The sequence below is a fragment of the Leisingera sp. NJS201 genome, from assembly GCF_004535885.1.
In the GTDB taxonomy this organism is placed as follows: Bacteria; Pseudomonadota; Alphaproteobacteria; order Rhodobacterales; family Rhodobacteraceae; genus Leisingera.
This window is the reverse complement of record NZ_CP038234.1, coordinates 4,009,374-4,026,391: the sequence shown is the minus strand read 5'-3', so window position 1 is coordinate 4,026,391 and position 17,018 is coordinate 4,009,374. Positions and strand designations below refer to the sequence as shown.

The following is a 17,018-nucleotide window of genomic DNA, read 5'->3' as shown; positions in this document are numbered from 1 at the left end:
AGTTTCTGTCGCCATTGCAGCCGCAGCCCTGGTTTTGCGCCTTGTTTGGCGCCCCTTGCGGCGCTAGAGCTTAGGGGCAGCTAAGTTCAGGAGCCAAATGATGTCCAAACTGGTCACGATCTATGGCGGATCCGGTTTCGTGGGCCGCTACATTGCGCGGCGCATGGCCAAGGAAGGCTGGCGGGTGCGGGTGGCCGTGCGCCGCCCCAACGAAGCCATGCATGTGAAGCCTTACGGCGTTCCGGGCCAGGTTGAACCGGTGTTCTGCAATATCCGCGATGATATGTCTGTTGCTGCGGTGATGCAGGGCGCAGATGCAGTTGTAAACTGCGTAGGTGTCTTGAACGAACTCGGTAAAAACTCGTTTGGCGCCATCCATGCGGAAGGCGCAGGCCGTATTGCGCGCATCGCGTCGCAACAAGGGGTAGCCAGCCTGGTGCATATCTCGGCGATTGGCGCCGATGCGGACGGTCCCAGCGAATATGCCAAAACCAAAGCCGCTGGAGAAGCCGCGGTGCTGCAGAGCTTTCCCGGCGCGGTGATTTTGCGCCCGTCGGTCATCTTCGGGACCGAGGACGGCTTCTTTAACCGTTTTGCCGGCATGACCCGGCTGTCACCGATGCTTCCGATCGCGGCGGGCAATACCAATTTCCAGCCAGTGTTCGTCGATGACGTGGCCAAGGCCGCCGTCATGGGAGCGCTGGGCGAGGCCGAAGGCGGCATCTACGAACTCGGCGGCCCCGAGGTGAAAAGCTTCCGGGCGCTTATGGTGCAGATGCTTGAGGTGATCCACCGGCGCCGCCTGATCCTGTCGCTGCCGCGCCCTGCCGCTTGGCTGGTGGCCTTCGGGTTCGACATGCTGCAGGCAGCCAGTTTTCAGATGATTGAGAACAAAGTGCTGACACGCGACCAGCTGCGCAGCTTGAAGGCGGACAATGTGGTGTCCGAGGGCGCCAAGGGTTTCAGTGATTTGGGTATCAGCCCGGTGACTGTGGGTTCGGTGTTGCCGGATTACCTGTGGAAATTCCGCCCCTCCGGCCAGTATGATGAGATGACGAACTCAGCCCGGAATCTGCGCAACGGCGCCTGATACTGTTACCGTCTAAGGATTAGTAAGCGCGGGGGTTTCCCCGCGCTTTTGATCTTAGGTTCAGCTGCCGTAGGCGATGGCCAGCAGGACAACACCCAGAAACACCCGGTAGATCACATAAGGCGTAAAGCTGACCGAGCGCAGCAGCCGCATCATCAGGCTGAGCGCCGCCAGCGCTGTCGCCATCGCCAGCACGGCAGCAATGCCCGCGTCGCGTATCAGTGCGGTGTTGGCCTCCAGCGCCACCTCGGTTCCCAGCAACACACCCGAGGCGATGATGGTCGGAATCGACATCAGCATGGCAATGCGGGCGCCGTCCTCGCGGGTATAGCCCAGCTGCCGCGCACCAGTGATCGTGATGCCCGAACGTGACGTGCCTGGGATCAGCGCCAGCATCTGCCACAGCCCCATGATCAGCGCATCGCGGACGCCCCAGTCGCCAGTCTGCTTCACTTCGGCGCCTTTCTGGTCGGCCCAGTACAGCACCAACCCGAAGCCCAGCATGGTCCAGCCGATTACCGTCATTGATCGCAGCGCATCGCTGAGGCCGGTGAAATGCAGCACAGCACCGAACAGGACTGTGGGAATAGTTGCGATGATCAGCCCCAAAGCGAGTTTGGATCCCGGCGTATCCGTACGGCCGGTCAGGGCACGAGGCAGGCCGGCAAGCCCCTCACGCACGTCGCTCCAAAAGTAGATCATCACTGCCGCCAGGGTGCCTATATGCACAGCGACGTCGATCACCTGGCCTTGATCCTCCAGCCCGGTCAATCCGGGAAGTAGAATCAGGTGGCCGGAGGAGGAAACGGGCAGGAATTCGGTGATGCCTTGGATCAACGCAATCAGGATCAGCTGAAAAAGCGGCATGCTGAAATCATCCTTCACTGGCCGCCGATGGGCCGTAAACTGTCGCGACTCTGTATAAATCCCGGCTCTGGATTGGAAAGTAGATATTAAGGTCCGATTCGGACTTAATAATCCTGTACATTTCTGTAAAACACGGTATCAGAATTCAAGAGCTGGCTAAATAGGTCAGTAATATTGACATAAAGCGTATCCGTACCCGAAAAGGTGCCAGCGCAGCCAGACAAACGATGGAGTCCAGCCCGTGGCCAAGCAACCGATGCTGAAATTCGTGCAGATCGAACGCGACATGCCTCAAAAGCGTGACGCGAGTGTGCGCAAGGAAGACTTCAATGAGATTTACGCAGAGTACGCTGCTGCCAAGGCCGAAGAACAGGCCAGCCGCTGCAGCCAGTGCGGTGTGCCCTATTGCCAGAGCCACTGCCCGTTGCACAACAACATCCCCGACTGGCTGCACCTGACCGCAACCGGCCGCTTGGAAGAAGCCTACGAGACCTCGCAAGCCACCAACACCTTCCCGGAAATCTGCGGCCGCATCTGTCCGCAGGACCGTCTGTGCGAAGGCAATTGCGTGATTGAGCAGTCGGGCCATGGCACCGTGACCATCGGCTCGGTGGAAAAATACATCACCGACACCGCCTGGGAAAACGGCTGGGTCAAGCCCGCAGCACCGCTGGCAGAGCGCAGCGAGAGCGTCGGCATCATCGGCGCCGGTCCCGGCGGTTTGGCAGCGGCGGACATGCTGCGCAAGGCCGGCGTGCAGGTCACCGTTTATGACCGCTATGACCGCGCCGGCGGGCTGCTGATGTATGGCATCCCCAGCTTCAAGCTGGAAAAGGACGTGGTGGAACGCCGCAACAAGCTGCTGGCTGACGGCGGCGTGACTTACGTGCTGAACTGCAACGTGGGTGAAGACATCTCGTTTGAAGAGATCCGCGACAAGCATGATGCAGTGATCATCGCCACCGGCGTTTATAAATCGCGTGACCTGGCGATGCCGGGCAGCGGTTCCGAGGGTATCGTCAAGGCAATCGACTTCCTGTGCGCGTCGAACAAGAAGAGCTTTGGCGACGAAGTTGCGGAATTCGACAACGGCGACCTGAATGCCGAAGGCAAGAAAGTTGTGGTAATTGGCGGCGGCGATACCGCAATGGACTGCGTGCGCACGTCGATCCGCCAGGGCGCGACCTCGGTCAAATGCCTCTACCGCCGTGACCGTGCCAATATGCCGGGCTCGCAGCGTGAGACCCAGAACGCCGAGGAAGAAGGCGTGGTGTTTGAATGGCTGTCGGCGCCCAAGGGTTTCACCGACGAGGGCGGCAAAGTCGCCGGCGTGATGGTTCAGAAGATGCGCCTGGGCCAGCCGGATGCCTCGGGCCGTCAGGCGCCGGAGGTGATTGAGGGCGCGGACTACGTGGAGGAGGCCGATCTGGTAATTAAGGCCTTGGGCTTTGAGCCGGAAGAGCTGCCCACCCTGTGGAACCAGCCGGAGTTGCCGGTGACCCGCTGGGGCACTGTCAAGGCGGCGTTCAAGACCGGCGCTACCGAGCTGGGCGGCGTCTATGCAGTGGGTGACATCGTGCGTGGCGCGTCGCTGGTGGTCTGGGCAATCAAGGACGGCCGCGATTGCGCGGAAGCGATCCTGGAGAACTTCAACAACAAGGCCGCAGTGGCGGCGGAGTAACCCGGCACCCTGTACACCGTCTGTGCACCCCCATTGCACCGTCGGAACAGCGAGCGAACAGCAGCAAGGTCAGCACTGCTGACCCAGCCAGCAGAAGGAAGATGGACATGAGCGAATTGCAGGGACAATGCATGTGCGGCGCGGTGACTGTCACCGCCACGCCCGCGCGCGCCTCCATTTCCGCCTGCCACTGCGAAATGTGCCAGCGCTGGGCTAGCGGCCCGTTCCTGAGCTTTCAGGCGGCCAGCGGTTATGCGGCGCTGGGTCCGGTGCAGACCTATGAGTCTTCGGGCTGGGCTGAGCGGGCGTTCTGCGGAAAATGCGGATCGGCGCTGTGGTACCGGATGACCGCAGGAGAACATAAGGGCCAGACGCAGATGTCGGCTGGCCTGTTTGAAAACGCAGGCGGCAATGAATTGCGCCTGGAACTTTACATCGACAAGAAGCCAGCGGGTTACGTTTTCGACAGCAGCAGCCGGAAGCTGACCGGTGCTGACGTGATCGACATGTTTGCCCCCTCCGTAGAAGGAAACAGCCAATGACCAAATTTGATGCCGATTGGGTGCGCGCCGAAGAAACCAAGCGCAAGTGGATGGCTGAGAACGGCTTGTATGCCGAAGAAGAAGAGCATTCCTCTTGCGGTGTGGGACTGGTGGTCTCTGTTGACGGCAAGAAAAGCCGCAGGGTGGTTGAGGCCGGCATCGATGCGCTGAAGGCGATCTGGCACCGCGGCGCGGTGGATGCCGATGGCAAGACCGGCGATGGTGCGGGCATCCATGTGCAGATCCCGGTTCCGTTCTTTTACGACCAGATCCGCCGCACCGGCCACGAACCGCGCCAGGATGAGCTGATGGCGGTCGGTCAGGTGTTCCTGCCGCGCACCGATTTCGGCGCCCAGGAACGCTGCCGGACCATCATGGAAACCGAAGTGCTGCGCATGGGCTATTCCATCTACGGCTGGCGTCATGTGCCTGTGGACGTGACCTGCCTGGGTGAAAAGGCCAACGCGACCCGCCCCGAGATCGAGCAGATTCTGATCTCCAACGCCAAGGGCGTGGACGAGGAAACCTTTGAGCGCGAGCTGTATGTGATCCGCCGCCGGGTCGAGAAGGCGGCCAATGCCGCGGCGATTTCGGGTTTGTATATTGCCTCGCTGTCCTGCAGGTCGATCATCTACAAGGGCATGATGCTGGCTGAGCAGGTGGCAGTGTTCTACCCTGACCTGATGGATACGCGGTTCGAGAGCGCCTTTGCGATCTATCACCAGCGTTATTCCACCAACACCTTCCCGCAGTGGTGGCTGGCGCAGCCGTTCCGGATGCTGGCCCATAACGGCGAAATCAACACGCTGAAGGGCAACCTGAACTGGATGAAGAGCCATGAAATCCGTATGGCGTCGGCGACCTTTGGCGATCATGCCGAAGACATCAAGCCGATCGTGCCGGGCGGCGCGTCGGACTCGGCGGCTTTGGATGGTGTGTTCGAGGTGCTGGTGCGTGCGGGCCGTTCGGCGCCGATGGCAAAAACCATGCTGGTGCCGGAAAGCTGGTCCAAGCAGGCGGTTGAGCTGCCGCAGGCCTGGCGCGACATGTATTCCTACTGCAACTCGGTGATGGAGCCCTGGGACGGCCCCGCGGCGCTGGCGATGACCGATGGCCGCTGGGTCTGTGCCGGCCTGGACCGGAACGGTCTGCGCCCGATGCGTTATGTGGTGACCGGCGACGGGCTGGTGATTGCCGGTTCCGAAGCGGGCATGGTGCCGATTGACGAGGCAAATGTGGTCGAAAAGGGCGCACTGGGCCCGGGCCAGATGCTGGCTGTCGACATGCAGAAAGGCAAGCTGTTCAACGACCAGCAGATCAAGGACAAACTGTCCCGAGCGCTGCCGTTCGGAGATTGGGTCAAGCGGATCAACGATCTGGACACCACCCTGGCCAGCGCCACCGAGCAGCCGCTGTTCACCGGCGAAGAGCTGCGCCGCCGTCAGGTTGCGGCCGGTTATACCATCGAGGAACTGGAGCAGATCCTGGCGCCGATGGCCGAGGACGGCAAGGAATCGCTGGCTTCGATGGGCGATGACACGCCGTCTGCGGTGCTGTCGAAAATGTACCGCCCGCTGAGCCATTTCTTCCGCCAGAACTTCAGCCAGGTGACCAACCCGCCGATCGACAGTTTGCGGGAGTTCCGGGTGATGTCGCTGAAGACGCGGTTCGGCAATCTCAAGAACGTGCTGGACGAAGACAGCAGCCAGACCGAGATCATCGTGCTGGAGAGCCCCTTTGTCGGCAATGCCCAGTGGGACAAGCTGGTGGATCAGCTGAACGCGCCGCTGGCAGAGATTGACTGTTCCTTTGCGCCGGGCCGCGGGTCGCTGAGCGCAGCATTGGAGCGGATCCGGGCCGAGGCTGAGGAAGCGGTGCGCTCGGGCGCGGGGCATATCGTGCTGACCGACCAGTTTTCAGGCGCGGGCAAGGTGGCGATGCCGATGATTCTGGCAACCTCTGCCGTGCATTCGCACCTGACGCGCAAGGGGCTGCGCACCTTCTGTTCGCTGAACGTGCGGTCTGCCGAGTGCATCGACCCGCATTATTTTGCGGTACTGATCGGCTGCGGTGCAACCGTGGTGAACGCCTATCTGGCCGAGGATTCGCTGGCTGACCGGATTGACCGCGGGCTGCTGGACGGCTCGCTGACCGAAAACGTTGCGCGGTACCGTGAAGCCATTGACCAGGGTCTGTTGAAGATCATGGCCAAGATGGGGATTTCGGTGGTGTCATCTTACCGCGGCGGTCTGAATTTTGAAGCCGTGGGTCTTTCGCGCGCCATGTGCGCCGAGTATTTCCCGGGCATGACCTCGCGCATTTCCGGCATCGGTGTGACCGGCATTCAGACCAAGGCGGAGGAGATCCACGCCAAGGCCTGGACCTCAGCCGAAGGCGTGCTGCCGATTGGTGGTTTCTACAAGGCGCGTAAGTCGGGTGAGACCCACGCCTGGGAAGCGACCTCAATGCATATGATGCAAATGGCCTGCAACAGAGCCTCATTCGAGCTGTGGAAACAGTATTCGGCGAAGATGCAGTCGAACCCGCCGATCCATCTGCGCGACCTGCTGCAGGTGAAGCCGCTGGGCAAGCCGGTGCCGATTGAGGAGGTGGAATCGATCACCTCGATCCGCAAGCGGTTCGTGACACCTGGCATGTCGCTGGGGGCGCTGTCGCCCGAAGCGCATAAGACGCTGAACGTGGCGATGAACCGGATTGGCGCCAAGTCGGATTCGGGCGAGGGCGGCGAAGATCCGGCGCATTTCGTGCCGGAGCCGAACGGCGACAACCCGTCTGCCAAGATCAAGCAGGTGGCATCGGGCCGTTTTGGCGTCACAGCAGAATATCTGAACCAGTGCGAAGAGCTGGAAATCAAGGTGGCCCAGGGTGCCAAGCCCGGCGAGGGCGGCCAGCTGCCGGGGATGAAGGTCACCGACCTGATCGCCCGCCTGCGCCACTCGACCAAGGGTGTGACCCTGATCTCGCCGCCGCCGCACCACGATATCTATTCGATCGAGGACCTGGCGCAGCTGATCTACGACCTTAAGCAGATCAACCCGCGCTGCAAGGTGACGGTAAAGCTGGTGGCATCTTCCGGCGTTGGCACAATTGCTGCCGGCGTGGCCAAGGCAAAGGCGGATGTGATCCTGATTTCGGGCCATAACGGCGGCACCGGGGCGTCGCCTGCGACCTCGATCAAATATGCGGGCCTGCCGTGGGAAATGGGCCTGACCGAGGCGCATCAGGTGCTGGCGATGAACAACCTGCGCGAGCGGGTGACGCTGCGCACCGACGGCGGATTGCGCACCGGCCGGGATATCGTGATGGCGGCAATGCTGGGGGCCGAGGAATACGGCATCGGCACCGCGGCGCTGATCGCGATGGGCTGCATCATGGTACGCCAGTGCCAGTCCAACACCTGCCCGGTCGGTGTCTGCACGCAAGACGAAGCGTTGCGCGGTAAGTTCACCGGCAATGCCGACAAGGTGGTGAACCTGATCACCTTCTATGCGCAGGAAGTGCGGGAAATCCTTGCCTCTATCGGTGCGCGCAGCCTGGATGAGGTGATCGGACGGGCGGATCTGTTGGCGCAGGTGTCGCGCGGTTCCGCCCATCTGGACGATCTGGACTTGAACCCGTTGCTGATCACCGTCGATGGCTCGGCCAACATCGTTTATAACCGCGACAAGGACCGCAATGCGGTGCCGGATACGCTGGATGCGGAGATTGTGCGCGACGCCGCCCGCTTCCTGCAGGACGGCGAGAAGATGCAACTTTCTTATGCGGTGCAGAACACCCACCGTACCGTGGGCACCCGCACTTCCAGCCATATCGTGCGTAACTTCGGCATGCGGAACTCCTTCCAGCCGGATCATCTTACGGTGAAGCTGCAAGGTTCGGCAGGGCAGTCGCTGGGTGCCTTTGCTGCACCGGGGCTGAAGCTGGAAGTGTCAGGCGATGCCAACGATTATGTCGGCAAGGGCCTGTCGGGCGGCACCATCGTGGTACGCCCGCCGCAGGTCAGCCCGCTGAATGCGTCTGAAAACACCATCATCGGCAATACCGTTCTGTACGGCGCCACCGACGGCTACCTGTTTGCCGCCGGCCGCGCAGGCGAGCGGTTCGGGGTGCGAAACTCGGGTGCCTCGGTGGTGATTGAGGGCTGCGGTGCCTGCGGCTGTGAATACATGACCGGCGGTGTGGCTGTGATCTTGGGCACAATCGGCGCCAACTTTGGTGCGGGCATGACCGGCGGCATGGCCTATCTTTATGATCCCGACCGCAAGGCAGAAACCATGATGAACATGGAGTCGCTGGTCACCTGCCCGGTCACCGTGGCGCATTGGGAGGGAGAACTGAAAACCCTGATCACCCGCCATCTGGAGGAAACCGGCAGCCGCAAGGCTGCAGAGATCCTGCAGCACTGGGACATCGAGAAGGCAAACTTCCTGCAGGTCTGCCCGAAAGAGATGCTTGGCAAGCTGGCTCATCCGGTGATGCAGGAACAGGCGGCCGTTCCGGCGGAATAAGCCAAGTTAGAGGCTGGTAATCAGACCCCGCAGGCAAATGCTTGCGGGGTTTTCTTTTTGGCGGTTGGTCACCGGGGGCATGCTGGCCTATAGAGGGGCATGGCAAAGGCAGTTGCGAAAAAGAAGAAAGCCAAGAGCAGTAAGAAGGCGGTAAAGCTGAAGGTCCAGCCCCTTCGCTTGCTGCGGCGCTGGCTGTTGCGGGCGGCGCTGGCTGCGGCGGCGGGTTTCGTCTTCCTCATCCTGTTGTTTTCGGTGGTGAATCCGCCGATCACCCACACCATCTGGGCAGAACAGCGCCGCCTGGGTGAGGTGGACCGGATTTGGGTGCCGCTGGAAGAGATCGCTCCGGTTCTGGCGCGCTCGGTGGTGGCGGCCGAGGATGCGCAGTTCTGCCGTCACTGGGGGTTCGATGCCCGCGCTATCCAGGCGGCGATTGAGGCAGGCGGTGCCCGCGGCGGTTCTACCATTTCGCAGCAGGTGGTCAAAAACGTGTTCCTGTGGCAGGGCCGCAGTTGGCCGCGCAAGGTGCTGGAGACGCTGCTGACTCCGGCGGTGGAGATTGTCTGGAGCAAGCGGCGGATTCTTGAGGTTTACCTGAACGTCTCGGAAATGGACGAGGGCGTGTTTGGCGCCGAAGCTGCGGCGCGCAAATATTTCGGTGTTGGCCCGGATCAGCTGAGTGCGCGTCAGGCAGCGCTGATTGCCGCTGTGCTGCCCAATCCCAAGGACCGCTCTGCCCGCCGGCCCAGCGGTTTTCTGCAGCGCCGCGCCGCACAGATCGCCGATGGGGCGGCCACCATTCGCGCAGACGGGCGGGCGGCCTGTTTCGAGGATTGAATCTTTCCTGCTGGCGGGGCATTGCTGGGCCATCCGCTGTAAGTTTTTTGGAGACCCTCTGTAGCCATGGCGCGCCTTTATCATGTTCCCCTGTCCCCGTTTTGCCGCAAGGTGCGGTTGTCACTGGCGGAAAAGAAAATTGAGGTGGAATTGGTCGAGGAGCGCTATTGGGAGCAGGATGCTGATTTCCTGCGCCGGAACCCGGCGGCAAAGATCCCGGTGATCCGCCTGGATGGCAAGATGATGGCCGAAAGCGCGGCGATCTGCGAATACCTGGAAGAAACCCGGCCTGAGCCATGCCTAATGCCCCGTGATGCCGAAGGCCGCTATGAGATGCGCCGGCTGGTCAGCTGGTTCGATGACAAGTTCCACAGCGAGGTGACGTCGAAGCTGCTGTATGAGCGGGTGAACAAGAAAATCACCGGTGAGGGCTATCCCGACAGCCGCAATGTGAAGGCCGGCGCTAAGGCGATCAAATACCATCTGGATTACATGGCCTGGCTGCTGGACCACCGGCGCTGGCTGGCGGGCGATATGATGACACTGGCGGATTTTGCCGCGGCTGCGCATCTGTCGTCGCTGGATTATATCTCGGATGTGGACTGGAACCGCTCGGCGGTGGTCAAGGACTGGTACGCCAAGATCAAGTCACGGCCCGCTTTCCGGTCGATCCTGGCGGATCAGGTGCCGGGGTTCCGGCCGCCGCCGCATTACACTGATCTGGATTTCTGATATCAACGGGGCAAGGGGCGCTGCCCCTCTTGGGCCCTTGGCCCAATTCACCCCGGGGTATTTGGGACCAGAAAGAAGATGAGTGCAGCGCTGAAAGAACGGCTGGTGGCGCAGGCATTGGCCGAGGGGTTTGTATCCTGCCGGATCTGCCGTCCGTGGGACGTGCCGCAGGTGCCCGGGCGCCTGCAGGCGTTTCTGGACGCCGGGTATCACGGGCAGATGGGCTGGATGGCGGAGCGCACCCATTGGCGGAGCGACCCGGCGCTGCTGTGGCCGGATGCGCGGTCGGTGATCATGCTGGCGGAGAGCTATACGCCGGACGAGGACCCGATGGCAGTGGTTGGCCAGGCCGACCGCGGAGCAGTCTCAGTCTATGCTCGCAACAAGGATTATCACGACCTGGTAAAGAAACGGCTGAAACGGCTGGCGCGCTGGCTGATTGCCGAGGCGGGTGAGGACTGTGAGGTCAAGGTCTTTGTTGATACCGCGCCAGTGCCAGAGAAAGCGCTGGGGATGGCGGCTGGATTGGGCTGGCAGGGAAAGCACAGCAATCTGGTGAGCCGCGATTGGGGCAATTGGGCCTTTTTAGGCTCTGTTTTCACCACAATTGAGCTGCCTGCCGATGACGCTGAGCGGGATCGCTGCGGGTCCTGCCGGGCCTGTTTGGACAGCTGCCCGACTGATGCTTTTCCGGCGCCCTATCAGGTTGATGCGCGGCGTTGCATTTCCTACCTCACCATTGAGCACAAGGGGCCGGTGGATGAAGAGCTGCGCGGGAAACTGGGTAACCGGATATATGGCTGTGATGACTGTCTGGCGGCCTGCCCCTGGAACAAGTTTGCGGTGGCGGCGAGTGATATGCGCTATGCTGCGCGCGATGATCTGAAGGCGCCAAAACTGGCGGAGCTGGCGGTTCTGGACGACGCGGCATTCCGGGCATTGTTTTCCGGCTCTCCGATAAAGCGGATTGGGCGGGACCGGTTTGTGCGCAATGTGCTCTATGCCATCGGCAATTCCTGCCAGCCGGACCTTCGGGACGTGGCACGCAGGCTGACGGAGGACCCTGATCCGGCAGTTGCGGACGCGGCGCGATGGGCAGTTCAGCAGCTTTCGTGACGCAAACAGGATGGACGCGGCGTAAATAGGCGTTAGACCCTGACCGGCGAACAGAAGCGGAGAGGACCGGGCATGGCGCTGCTATTGGGTGTTGATACGGGCGGAACCTATACCGATGCGGTGCTGATCCGCGACGAGAAGGAGATCATTGCCTCGGCCAAGTCGCTGACTACGCGGCAGGATCTGGCGATTGGCGTTGGCGGTGCGATCCGGGCGGTGCTGGACCAGTCGGGGGTTCAGCCGGAGGAGGTGTCGCTGGCGGCGCTGTCCACGACCTTGGCCACCAATGCGCTGGTCGAGGGCCAGGGCGGCCGTGTGGCACTGATCTATATTGGTTTTGCCGAGAGCGATCTGGACCGGCACGGATTGAAGGATGCCTTGAAAGGCGATCCGGCGCTTGTGCTTGCCGGCGGGCATACCCATGCGGGCAGCGAGGCGGCGCCCTTGGACGTGGAGGCATTGGAGATGTTCCTGCGCACCGAGGGTCAGGGGGTGACCGGCTTTGCGGTTGCCGGGGTTTTTGCAACCCGCAATCCGGCGCATGAGATTGAGGCGGCGCGGATCATTCACGAGATGACCGGGGCGCCTGCCACCTGTTCGCACCAGCTGTCGGCCAAGTTGAACGGGCCTAAGCGGGCGGTGACCGCGGTGCTGAACGCGCGGCTTATCGGGATGATCGACCGGTTGATCGGGCGGGCGCAGGACACGTTGCGCGATCTGGGTATCAAGGCGCCGATGATGGTCGTGCGCGGCGACGGCGCGCTGATGAGCGGCGGGCAGGCGCGGGAGCGGCCGATTGAGACCATCCTGTCCGGCCCGGCGGCCTCAATAGTCGGCGCGCGCTGGATGACCGGGGCAGATCATGCGCTGGTGAGCGACATTGGCGGCACCACAACGGATGTGGCGCTGATCAAGGATGGCAAGCCGGCGATTGATCCGGCGGGGGCCCGGGTTGGCGAATTCCGCACCATGGTCGAGGCGGTGGCAATGCGCACCACCGGCCTGGGCGGCGACAGCCAGGTGCATTTGAACACCAGCGGCCTGGCGGGCGGGCTGACATTGGGGCCGCGCCGGGTGGTGCCGGTGTCGTTGATTGCCACGGATGCGCCTGAGGTTGTTCACGCTGCGCTGGATGAGCAGCTGCGCAATTCCACCGTGGGTGAGTATGACGGCCGGTTTGTGCGGGCGGTGCCGGGGGTGCCGGTTGCGGGTCTGAGCGAGCGCGAGGCCGGGCTGCTGGGACGCATCGGGATGCAGGTGCATCCTCTGGGCCAGATCCTGCGTACCCGGATGGAGCACGGCTCCTTGAACCGGTTGGTGGACCGCGGGCTGGTGCAGGTCTCTGGCGTGTCTCCCTCGGATGCGAGCCACGTTCTAGGCCGGGTGGACGCCTGGGACCGCGAGGCGGCGGAGAAAGCGCTGACGCTGTTTGCCCGCCGCCGGGTTGGCAGCGGTGATATGGTGGCACAGGATGCCGGGGCGATGGCGCAGATGATCATCGCTCAGCTGACCGAGCAAACCGCTTTGATCTTGTTAGAGTCTGCTTTTGCCGAAGAAGCGGAGAGCTTTGGCCTGCCTGAGAAAGAGCTGGCCCGGCATGTGCTGCTGCAAAAGGGGCTGGCCCGGCACCGTGGCCTGCTGGCGCTGGATGCTGTGCTGAATGTGGATGTTGTCGGGCTTGGCGCCTCTGCCCCGAGCTATTACCCGGCGGTGGCGGAGCGGCTGCATTGCAATATGATCCTGCCGGAACATGCAGGTGTGGCGAATGCCATCGGTGCGGTTGTGGGCCGCGTCACCATGCGGCGCAGCGGCACCGTGACCTCGCCCGCTGAGGGCAAGTACCGGGTTCACCTGGAGAGCGGGCCGGTGGATTATACAGAGCCCGGAGAAGCACTGGAGGCGCTGGAGGCGGCCCTGGCGCAAGAGGCCCGCGGCGAGGCGGAAGAGGCCGGTGCCGAGGATATTCACGTGCATGTGGAGCGGGATATCCGCACGGCACAGGTGGAATCGCGGGAGGTCTTTGTTGAGGGTACGCTGACGGTGGAAGCCAGCGGGCGGCCGCGGGTGGCGCACGCCTAGGCGCCTGGGGTTTTGAAACGGGTTTTCAGGGAAAACCCGCTGCCTCCGGCGGGGATATTTTCGGCAAGAGGAAGCAAGGGTGCGAGCCGCAGATTTGGCATTGAAAAGCCCCGCCGGGGTGCGGCGGGGCTAAAAGTAAGTTGTTAGAGCCTATTCTGCGGCTGCATTTCGTTTCGGCAGTACCCAGTCGGGCCGCGCGAAATGGCAGGTGTAGCCGGTTGGCAGCCGCTGCAGGTAGTCCTGGTGCTCTGGCTCGGCTTCCCAGAAGTCACCCACAGGTTTGAGTTCTGTCATCACCTTGCCGGGCCAGAGGCCGGAGGCGTTGACGTCGGCGATGGTGTCCTCGGCCACGGCTTTTTGCGTCTCGTCCACGTAGTAGATGGCCGAGCGGTAGCTGGCGCCGAGGTCGTTGCCCTGGCGGTTCAGCGTGGTCGGGTCGTGGATCTGGAAGAAGAACTCCAGCTGCTCGCGGTAGGAGGTGACTGTGGGATCAAAGATGATCTCGATCCCTTCGGCATGGGTGCCGTGATTCCTGTACGTGGCATTGGGCACATCGCCGCCGGTATAGCCGACGCGGGTGCTGATGACGCCGGGGCGTTTGCGGATTAGTTCCTGCATGCCCCAGAAACAGCCGCCTGCCAGGACGGCGCGTTCGGTGGTGCTCAATTCACGACCTCCACTTGGTTGATGTAGGCGCCATAGCCCTCGGCTTCCATATCGTCCAGATGGACAAAGCGCAGGGAGGCGGAGTTGATGCAATAGCGCAGACCGCCCCGGTCCATTGGACCGTCAGGGAAGACATGGCCAAGGTGGCTGTCGCCATAGGTGGAGCGAACCTCGGTGCGGATCATGCCGAGGGTGCGGTCTTCCAGTTCCTGCACATGTGCGGGTTCAATGGGTTTGGTGAAGCTGGGCCAGCCGCAGCCGCTCTCGTATTTGTCCGAGGAGGCAAACAGCGGCTCGCCCGAGACAATGTCGACGTAGATGCCAGGCTCCTTGTTGCTCAACAGCTTGCCAGTGCCGGGGCGTTCTGTTCCCGCGTTCTGGGTTACATAGAACTCTTCCTCGGAGAGGGCGGCAATGGCGTCCGGATTTTTGGTGTATTTGGTCATGGTGTCCTCCCGCCTGTTTACTTGTCGCAAAACATGGGGTGTGAGGGCGCAAATGCAATGCCCTGTTACAGGCGGCTCGCAAAGCCGTGTGCGGGGGCGGGTTTGGTCAGGCTGTGAAGGCGCCGGCCAGATCTTCGGGCAGGTCGAACTCTGTCAGCACCCGGGCACGGGCCTCAGGCGACATCTTGCGGGCGGTTTTTTTGACAATGCGCTGGACCTTGTCCGCCGGATGTTTAGCGGCAAAGGGGGTAAAATACCACTTCAGGAAGACAAAACAGATGATGTCCTCCAGAGCCTGCACCTGATCGTCGCGCTTGATGCCCTCCTTGCGCAGCATCCTTGCGGCGGTGTTTGCATCGTCTGCGCCATAGCCTGCCTCCTGCATCAGGGCAGAGACCACCTGGGCGTGGTGTTCGGCTTCGGCTTTGCGCCAGGCGAGATAGCCGGCGCGGCCTTCAGGGTAGCTGCTGCGCTGCAGCTTCCAGCGTTCCACATGCTGGCCGCGGGCGGCGATTTGCAGCGCCTCAGAGGCATCGGGGAACAGGCGCATCTGCTGTTCGCTCATACGCTGGCCATAAAGCAGTGCGGCAGGCTGGCCGTCCTCATGGTTAGGGTCCTGGGCGTTGGCGGCGTCGATGGCGGCAAGCACCTGGGTCAATTGCGCGCTCATGCCGCGTCCTCCTGTTGGGTCTTTGAGGATCAGAATAAAGCGGAAGCGCGCAAGGTTGCAACGGTCCGCACGCCGTCAAGCGTGCCGGACCCAACGGGCGGGAACGGGCGTCAGCCCGGTTTTGCCGTGCGGGAGAGCGCCGCTGGCGGCTGCGCAGGCTTGCGGGCAAGTTGGACGGCGAGAATTCCGCCGGTGACAATGACCACCCCCAGCACATCGAGCGGCCCCAGTTTTTCACCCAGCAGCACGCCGGCGACGGCCACGCCGAACACCGGGTTGAGGAAGTGGAAGGTGGCAGCCCGCACTGCGCCGATGCGGTTCAGCAGCATAACCCAGATGAGGGTGGCCATCAGCCCCGGCACCACCGTGGTATAGGTAAAGGCCAGCGCCAGCCGCAGGGTGGGGCGGACGAAGATTTCCTCGGTCAGCGGGGCTGCTATAAACAGGATGGCAGAGCCGATCAGCATCTGCAGCCCTACCACCATCATGAAATTGCCGCCTGAGGTGGCGCCGCGCAATGCCAGCGTTGCAGTGGTCAGCGCCAGCACGCCGATCACGCACAGGAACACTCCGAACAGGTCGACGCCAGCGCCAAGCCGCGTGCCCATGATCAATGCCACGCCGAGGACGCCTGCCGCCAGTCCGGCATAGCCCAGGGGGCGCAGCCGTTCGCCGAACAGCGCCCAGCCCGCCAGCGCGACCAGCAAGGGCATGGTGGAGGCGATGATCGCGGCCAGCGAGGCCTCGATCCATTGCATGGCGACGAAATTCAAGCCGAGGTACAGCGCATTCTGGCAGATGCCGAAGATCACCGTGGCGCGCCACTGGCCCGGCGTCAGCCGCCATGTCTGGCCCATGGCGCGGGCGATGGCGACACCGATCAGGCCGGAGATCAGGAACCGCACCGCAAGGGAAAACAGCGGCGAGGCGTCTTGGACGATGATCCGGGCGGAGGTGAAAGCAGAGGACCACATCAAGGCAAAGGCCAGCCCCATGGCTATAGCGCGCGCATCCATTGTGAGTACCTTTCTCCCGGGGCGGACCTTCGGGCAATTGATAGTGGAGATCAGGCTGGGCTGAACCGGGATCAGCTGAGCTTGGCCATTAGGATCTGCCAGCTGGCGGCGCCAAAGGCGGCGGCAAAAAGGGCCTCAAATCCGCGGCGCAGGCGGATGTAGACCCGGCTGGCAGTGGTGCTGGAGAACAGAATGGCGTAGCCGTGGAAGATCAGCGTACTTTGCACGGCGATGGCGGCGATCACCGTCAGCAGCGCTGATGGCTCGGTGCCGGGCGGGATGCCGATGGCGTAAAGCGACCCAAAGAACAGCACCGCCTTGGGATTGGTCAGATGCAGGGCCAGCCCCTTTGCATAAGCTGCACGCAAGGACCCCGCTGCAGAAACCTTGAGTTCCGGGTTTCCGGGGCGCAGCGCGGAACGGGCCGAGCGCAGCGCGAGATACATCAGGTAGCCTGCACCGAAATAGCGAACGCCCTCAAAAATCCAGGCATTGGCCAGCATCACTGCGCCGAGGCCAAAAGCTGCGGAAACGGACCAGATCAGCGAACCGCTGCTGACGCCGGCGGCAACGGCCAGCCCGGCGGTGCGGCCGCGCTGCATGGCGGTGCCGGCGATGGTCAGCGTCGCGGGGCCGGGGCTGGCACCGGCCAAGAGCGCGGCCCCAAGGATCAGGATAAGATTCACGTCAGTCATGCAGCAGTCCTCCCTCGGCGTGACAGCAGGGTGCGCTTGACGGGGGCTATAG

14 protein-coding genes are annotated in these 17,018 nt (G+C 62.5%); 8 read left to right on the top strand and 6 right to left on the bottom strand.

Going from position 1 to position 17,018, the window contains the following annotated elements:
- The first annotated feature begins 100 nt into the window (after positions 1–100).
- Positions 101–1,090, top strand: a complete 990-nt coding sequence (locus ETW23_RS19880; RefSeq protein WP_167738158.1) for a complex I NDUFA9 subunit family protein — start codon at positions 101–103, stop codon at positions 1,088–1,090.
- Positions 1,091–1,150: 60 nt separating this feature from the next.
- On the opposite strand, the gene ETW23_RS19875 is transcribed toward ETW23_RS19880, so the two are convergent.
- Positions 1,151–1,957, bottom strand: a complete 807-nt coding sequence (locus tag ETW23_RS19875; RefSeq protein ID WP_134831022.1) for an undecaprenyl-diphosphate phosphatase — start codon at positions 1,955–1,957, stop codon at positions 1,151–1,153.
- A gap of 241 nt (positions 1,958–2,198) precedes the next feature.
- On the opposite strand from ETW23_RS19875, the gene ETW23_RS19870 reads away from it, so the two are divergent.
- From ETW23_RS19870 to ETW23_RS19840, 7 genes are all read left to right on the top strand, one after another.
- A complete protein-coding gene (locus ETW23_RS19870; RefSeq protein WP_134831021.1) occupies positions 2,199–3,638 on the top strand; it encodes an NAD(P)-dependent oxidoreductase in 1,440 nt (479 codons plus the stop codon).
- 107 nt (positions 3,639–3,745) lie between these two features.
- Positions 3,746–4,180: a GFA family protein gene (locus ETW23_RS19865; protein WP_167738157.1), complete on the top strand. Its 435-nt coding sequence runs from the start codon at positions 3,746–3,748 to the stop codon at positions 4,178–4,180.
- Positions 4,177–8,709 (top strand): glutamate synthase large subunit, encoded by a 4,533-nt coding sequence (gene gltB / locus ETW23_RS19860; protein ID WP_134831019.1) that lies wholly within the window; start codon positions 4,177–4,179, stop codon positions 8,707–8,709. The genes ETW23_RS19865 and gltB overlap by 4 nt, the downstream gene beginning before the upstream one ends.
- Positions 8,710–8,808: 99 nt before the next feature.
- The gene (gene mtgA / locus ETW23_RS19855; RefSeq protein ID WP_134831018.1) at positions 8,809–9,546 is read left to right on the top strand and encodes a monofunctional biosynthetic peptidoglycan transglycosylase; all 738 of its coding nucleotides are present in this window, start codon (positions 8,809–8,811) and stop codon (positions 9,544–9,546) included.
- A 66-nt stretch (positions 9,547–9,612) separates the two neighbouring features.
- On the top strand, positions 9,613–10,278 hold the full coding sequence (locus tag ETW23_RS19850; protein ID WP_129372581.1) for a glutathione S-transferase family protein: 666 nt from the start codon (positions 9,613–9,615) through the stop codon (positions 10,276–10,278).
- Positions 10,279–10,356: 78 nt separating this feature from the next.
- Positions 10,357–11,394: a tRNA epoxyqueuosine(34) reductase QueG gene (queG, locus tag ETW23_RS19845; protein WP_134831017.1), complete on the top strand. Its 1,038-nt coding sequence runs from the start codon at positions 10,357–10,359 to the stop codon at positions 11,392–11,394.
- A 72-nt stretch (positions 11,395–11,466) separates the two neighbouring features.
- Entirely contained in the window at positions 11,467–13,473 is a 2,007-nt protein-coding gene (locus tag ETW23_RS19840) for a hydantoinase/oxoprolinase N-terminal domain-containing protein (RefSeq protein ID WP_134831016.1), read from the top strand.
- Positions 13,474–13,623: 150 nt separating this feature from the next.
- Here the strand turns inward: ETW23_RS19840 and msrA are convergent, their stop codons facing one another.
- From msrA to ETW23_RS19815, 5 genes are all read right to left on the bottom strand, one after another.
- Entirely contained in the window at positions 13,624–14,139 is a 516-nt protein-coding gene (gene msrA, locus ETW23_RS19835) for a peptide-methionine (S)-S-oxide reductase MsrA (protein WP_134831015.1), read from the bottom strand.
- The gene (gene msrB / locus ETW23_RS19830; protein ID WP_134831014.1) at positions 14,136–14,585 is read right to left on the bottom strand and encodes a peptide-methionine (R)-S-oxide reductase MsrB; all 450 of its coding nucleotides are present in this window, start codon (positions 14,583–14,585) and stop codon (positions 14,136–14,138) included. The genes msrA and msrB overlap by 4 nt, the downstream gene beginning before the upstream one ends.
- A gap of 106 nt (positions 14,586–14,691) precedes the next feature.
- On the bottom strand, positions 14,692–15,255 hold the full coding sequence (locus ETW23_RS19825) for a DUF4202 domain-containing protein (protein WP_134831013.1): 564 nt from the start codon (positions 15,253–15,255) through the stop codon (positions 14,692–14,694).
- A gap of 110 nt (positions 15,256–15,365) precedes the next feature.
- The gene (locus tag ETW23_RS19820; protein ID WP_134831012.1) at positions 15,366–16,271 is read right to left on the bottom strand and encodes a DMT family transporter; all 906 of its coding nucleotides are present in this window, start codon (positions 16,269–16,271) and stop codon (positions 15,366–15,368) included.
- Positions 16,272–16,342: 71 nt separating this feature from the next.
- Positions 16,343–16,966: a LysE family translocator gene (locus tag ETW23_RS19815; RefSeq protein ID WP_129372574.1), complete on the bottom strand. Its 624-nt coding sequence runs from the start codon at positions 16,964–16,966 to the stop codon at positions 16,343–16,345.
- Positions 16,967–17,018 lie beyond the last annotated feature (52 nt).

Bases quoted from the DNA above. Each gene is read 5' to 3' on its own strand.
- ETW23_RS19880 (WP_167738158.1), top strand. From the start codon at position 101: ATGTCCAAACTGGTCACGATCTATGGCGGATCCGGTTTCGTGGGCCGC.
- ETW23_RS19875 (WP_134831022.1), bottom strand. From the start codon at position 1,957: ATGCCGCTTTTTCAGCTGATCCTGATTGCGTTGATCCAAGGCATCACC.
- ETW23_RS19865 (WP_167738157.1), top strand. From the start codon at position 3,746: ATGAGCGAATTGCAGGGACAATGCATGTGCGGCGCGGTGACTGTCACC.
- gltB (WP_134831019.1), top strand. From the start codon at position 4,177: ATGACCAAATTTGATGCCGATTGGGTGCGCGCCGAAGAAACCAAGCGC.
- mtgA (WP_134831018.1), top strand. From the start codon at position 8,809: ATGGCAAAGGCAGTTGCGAAAAAGAAGAAAGCCAAGAGCAGTAAGAAG.
- ETW23_RS19850 (WP_129372581.1), top strand. From the start codon at position 9,613: ATGGCGCGCCTTTATCATGTTCCCCTGTCCCCGTTTTGCCGCAAGGTG.
- queG (WP_134831017.1), top strand. From the start codon at position 10,357: ATGAGTGCAGCGCTGAAAGAACGGCTGGTGGCGCAGGCATTGGCCGAG.
- ETW23_RS19840 (WP_134831016.1), top strand. From the start codon at position 11,467: ATGGCGCTGCTATTGGGTGTTGATACGGGCGGAACCTATACCGATGCG.
- msrB (WP_134831014.1), bottom strand. From the start codon at position 14,585: ATGACCAAATACACCAAAAATCCGGACGCCATTGCCGCCCTCTCCGAG.
- ETW23_RS19825 (WP_134831013.1), bottom strand. From the start codon at position 15,255: ATGAGCGCGCAATTGACCCAGGTGCTTGCCGCCATCGACGCCGCCAAC.
- ETW23_RS19820 (WP_134831012.1), bottom strand. From the start codon at position 16,271: ATGGATGCGCGCGCTATAGCCATGGGGCTGGCCTTTGCCTTGATGTGG.
- ETW23_RS19815 (WP_129372574.1), bottom strand. From the start codon at position 16,966: ATGACTGACGTGAATCTTATCCTGATCCTTGGGGCCGCGCTCTTGGCC.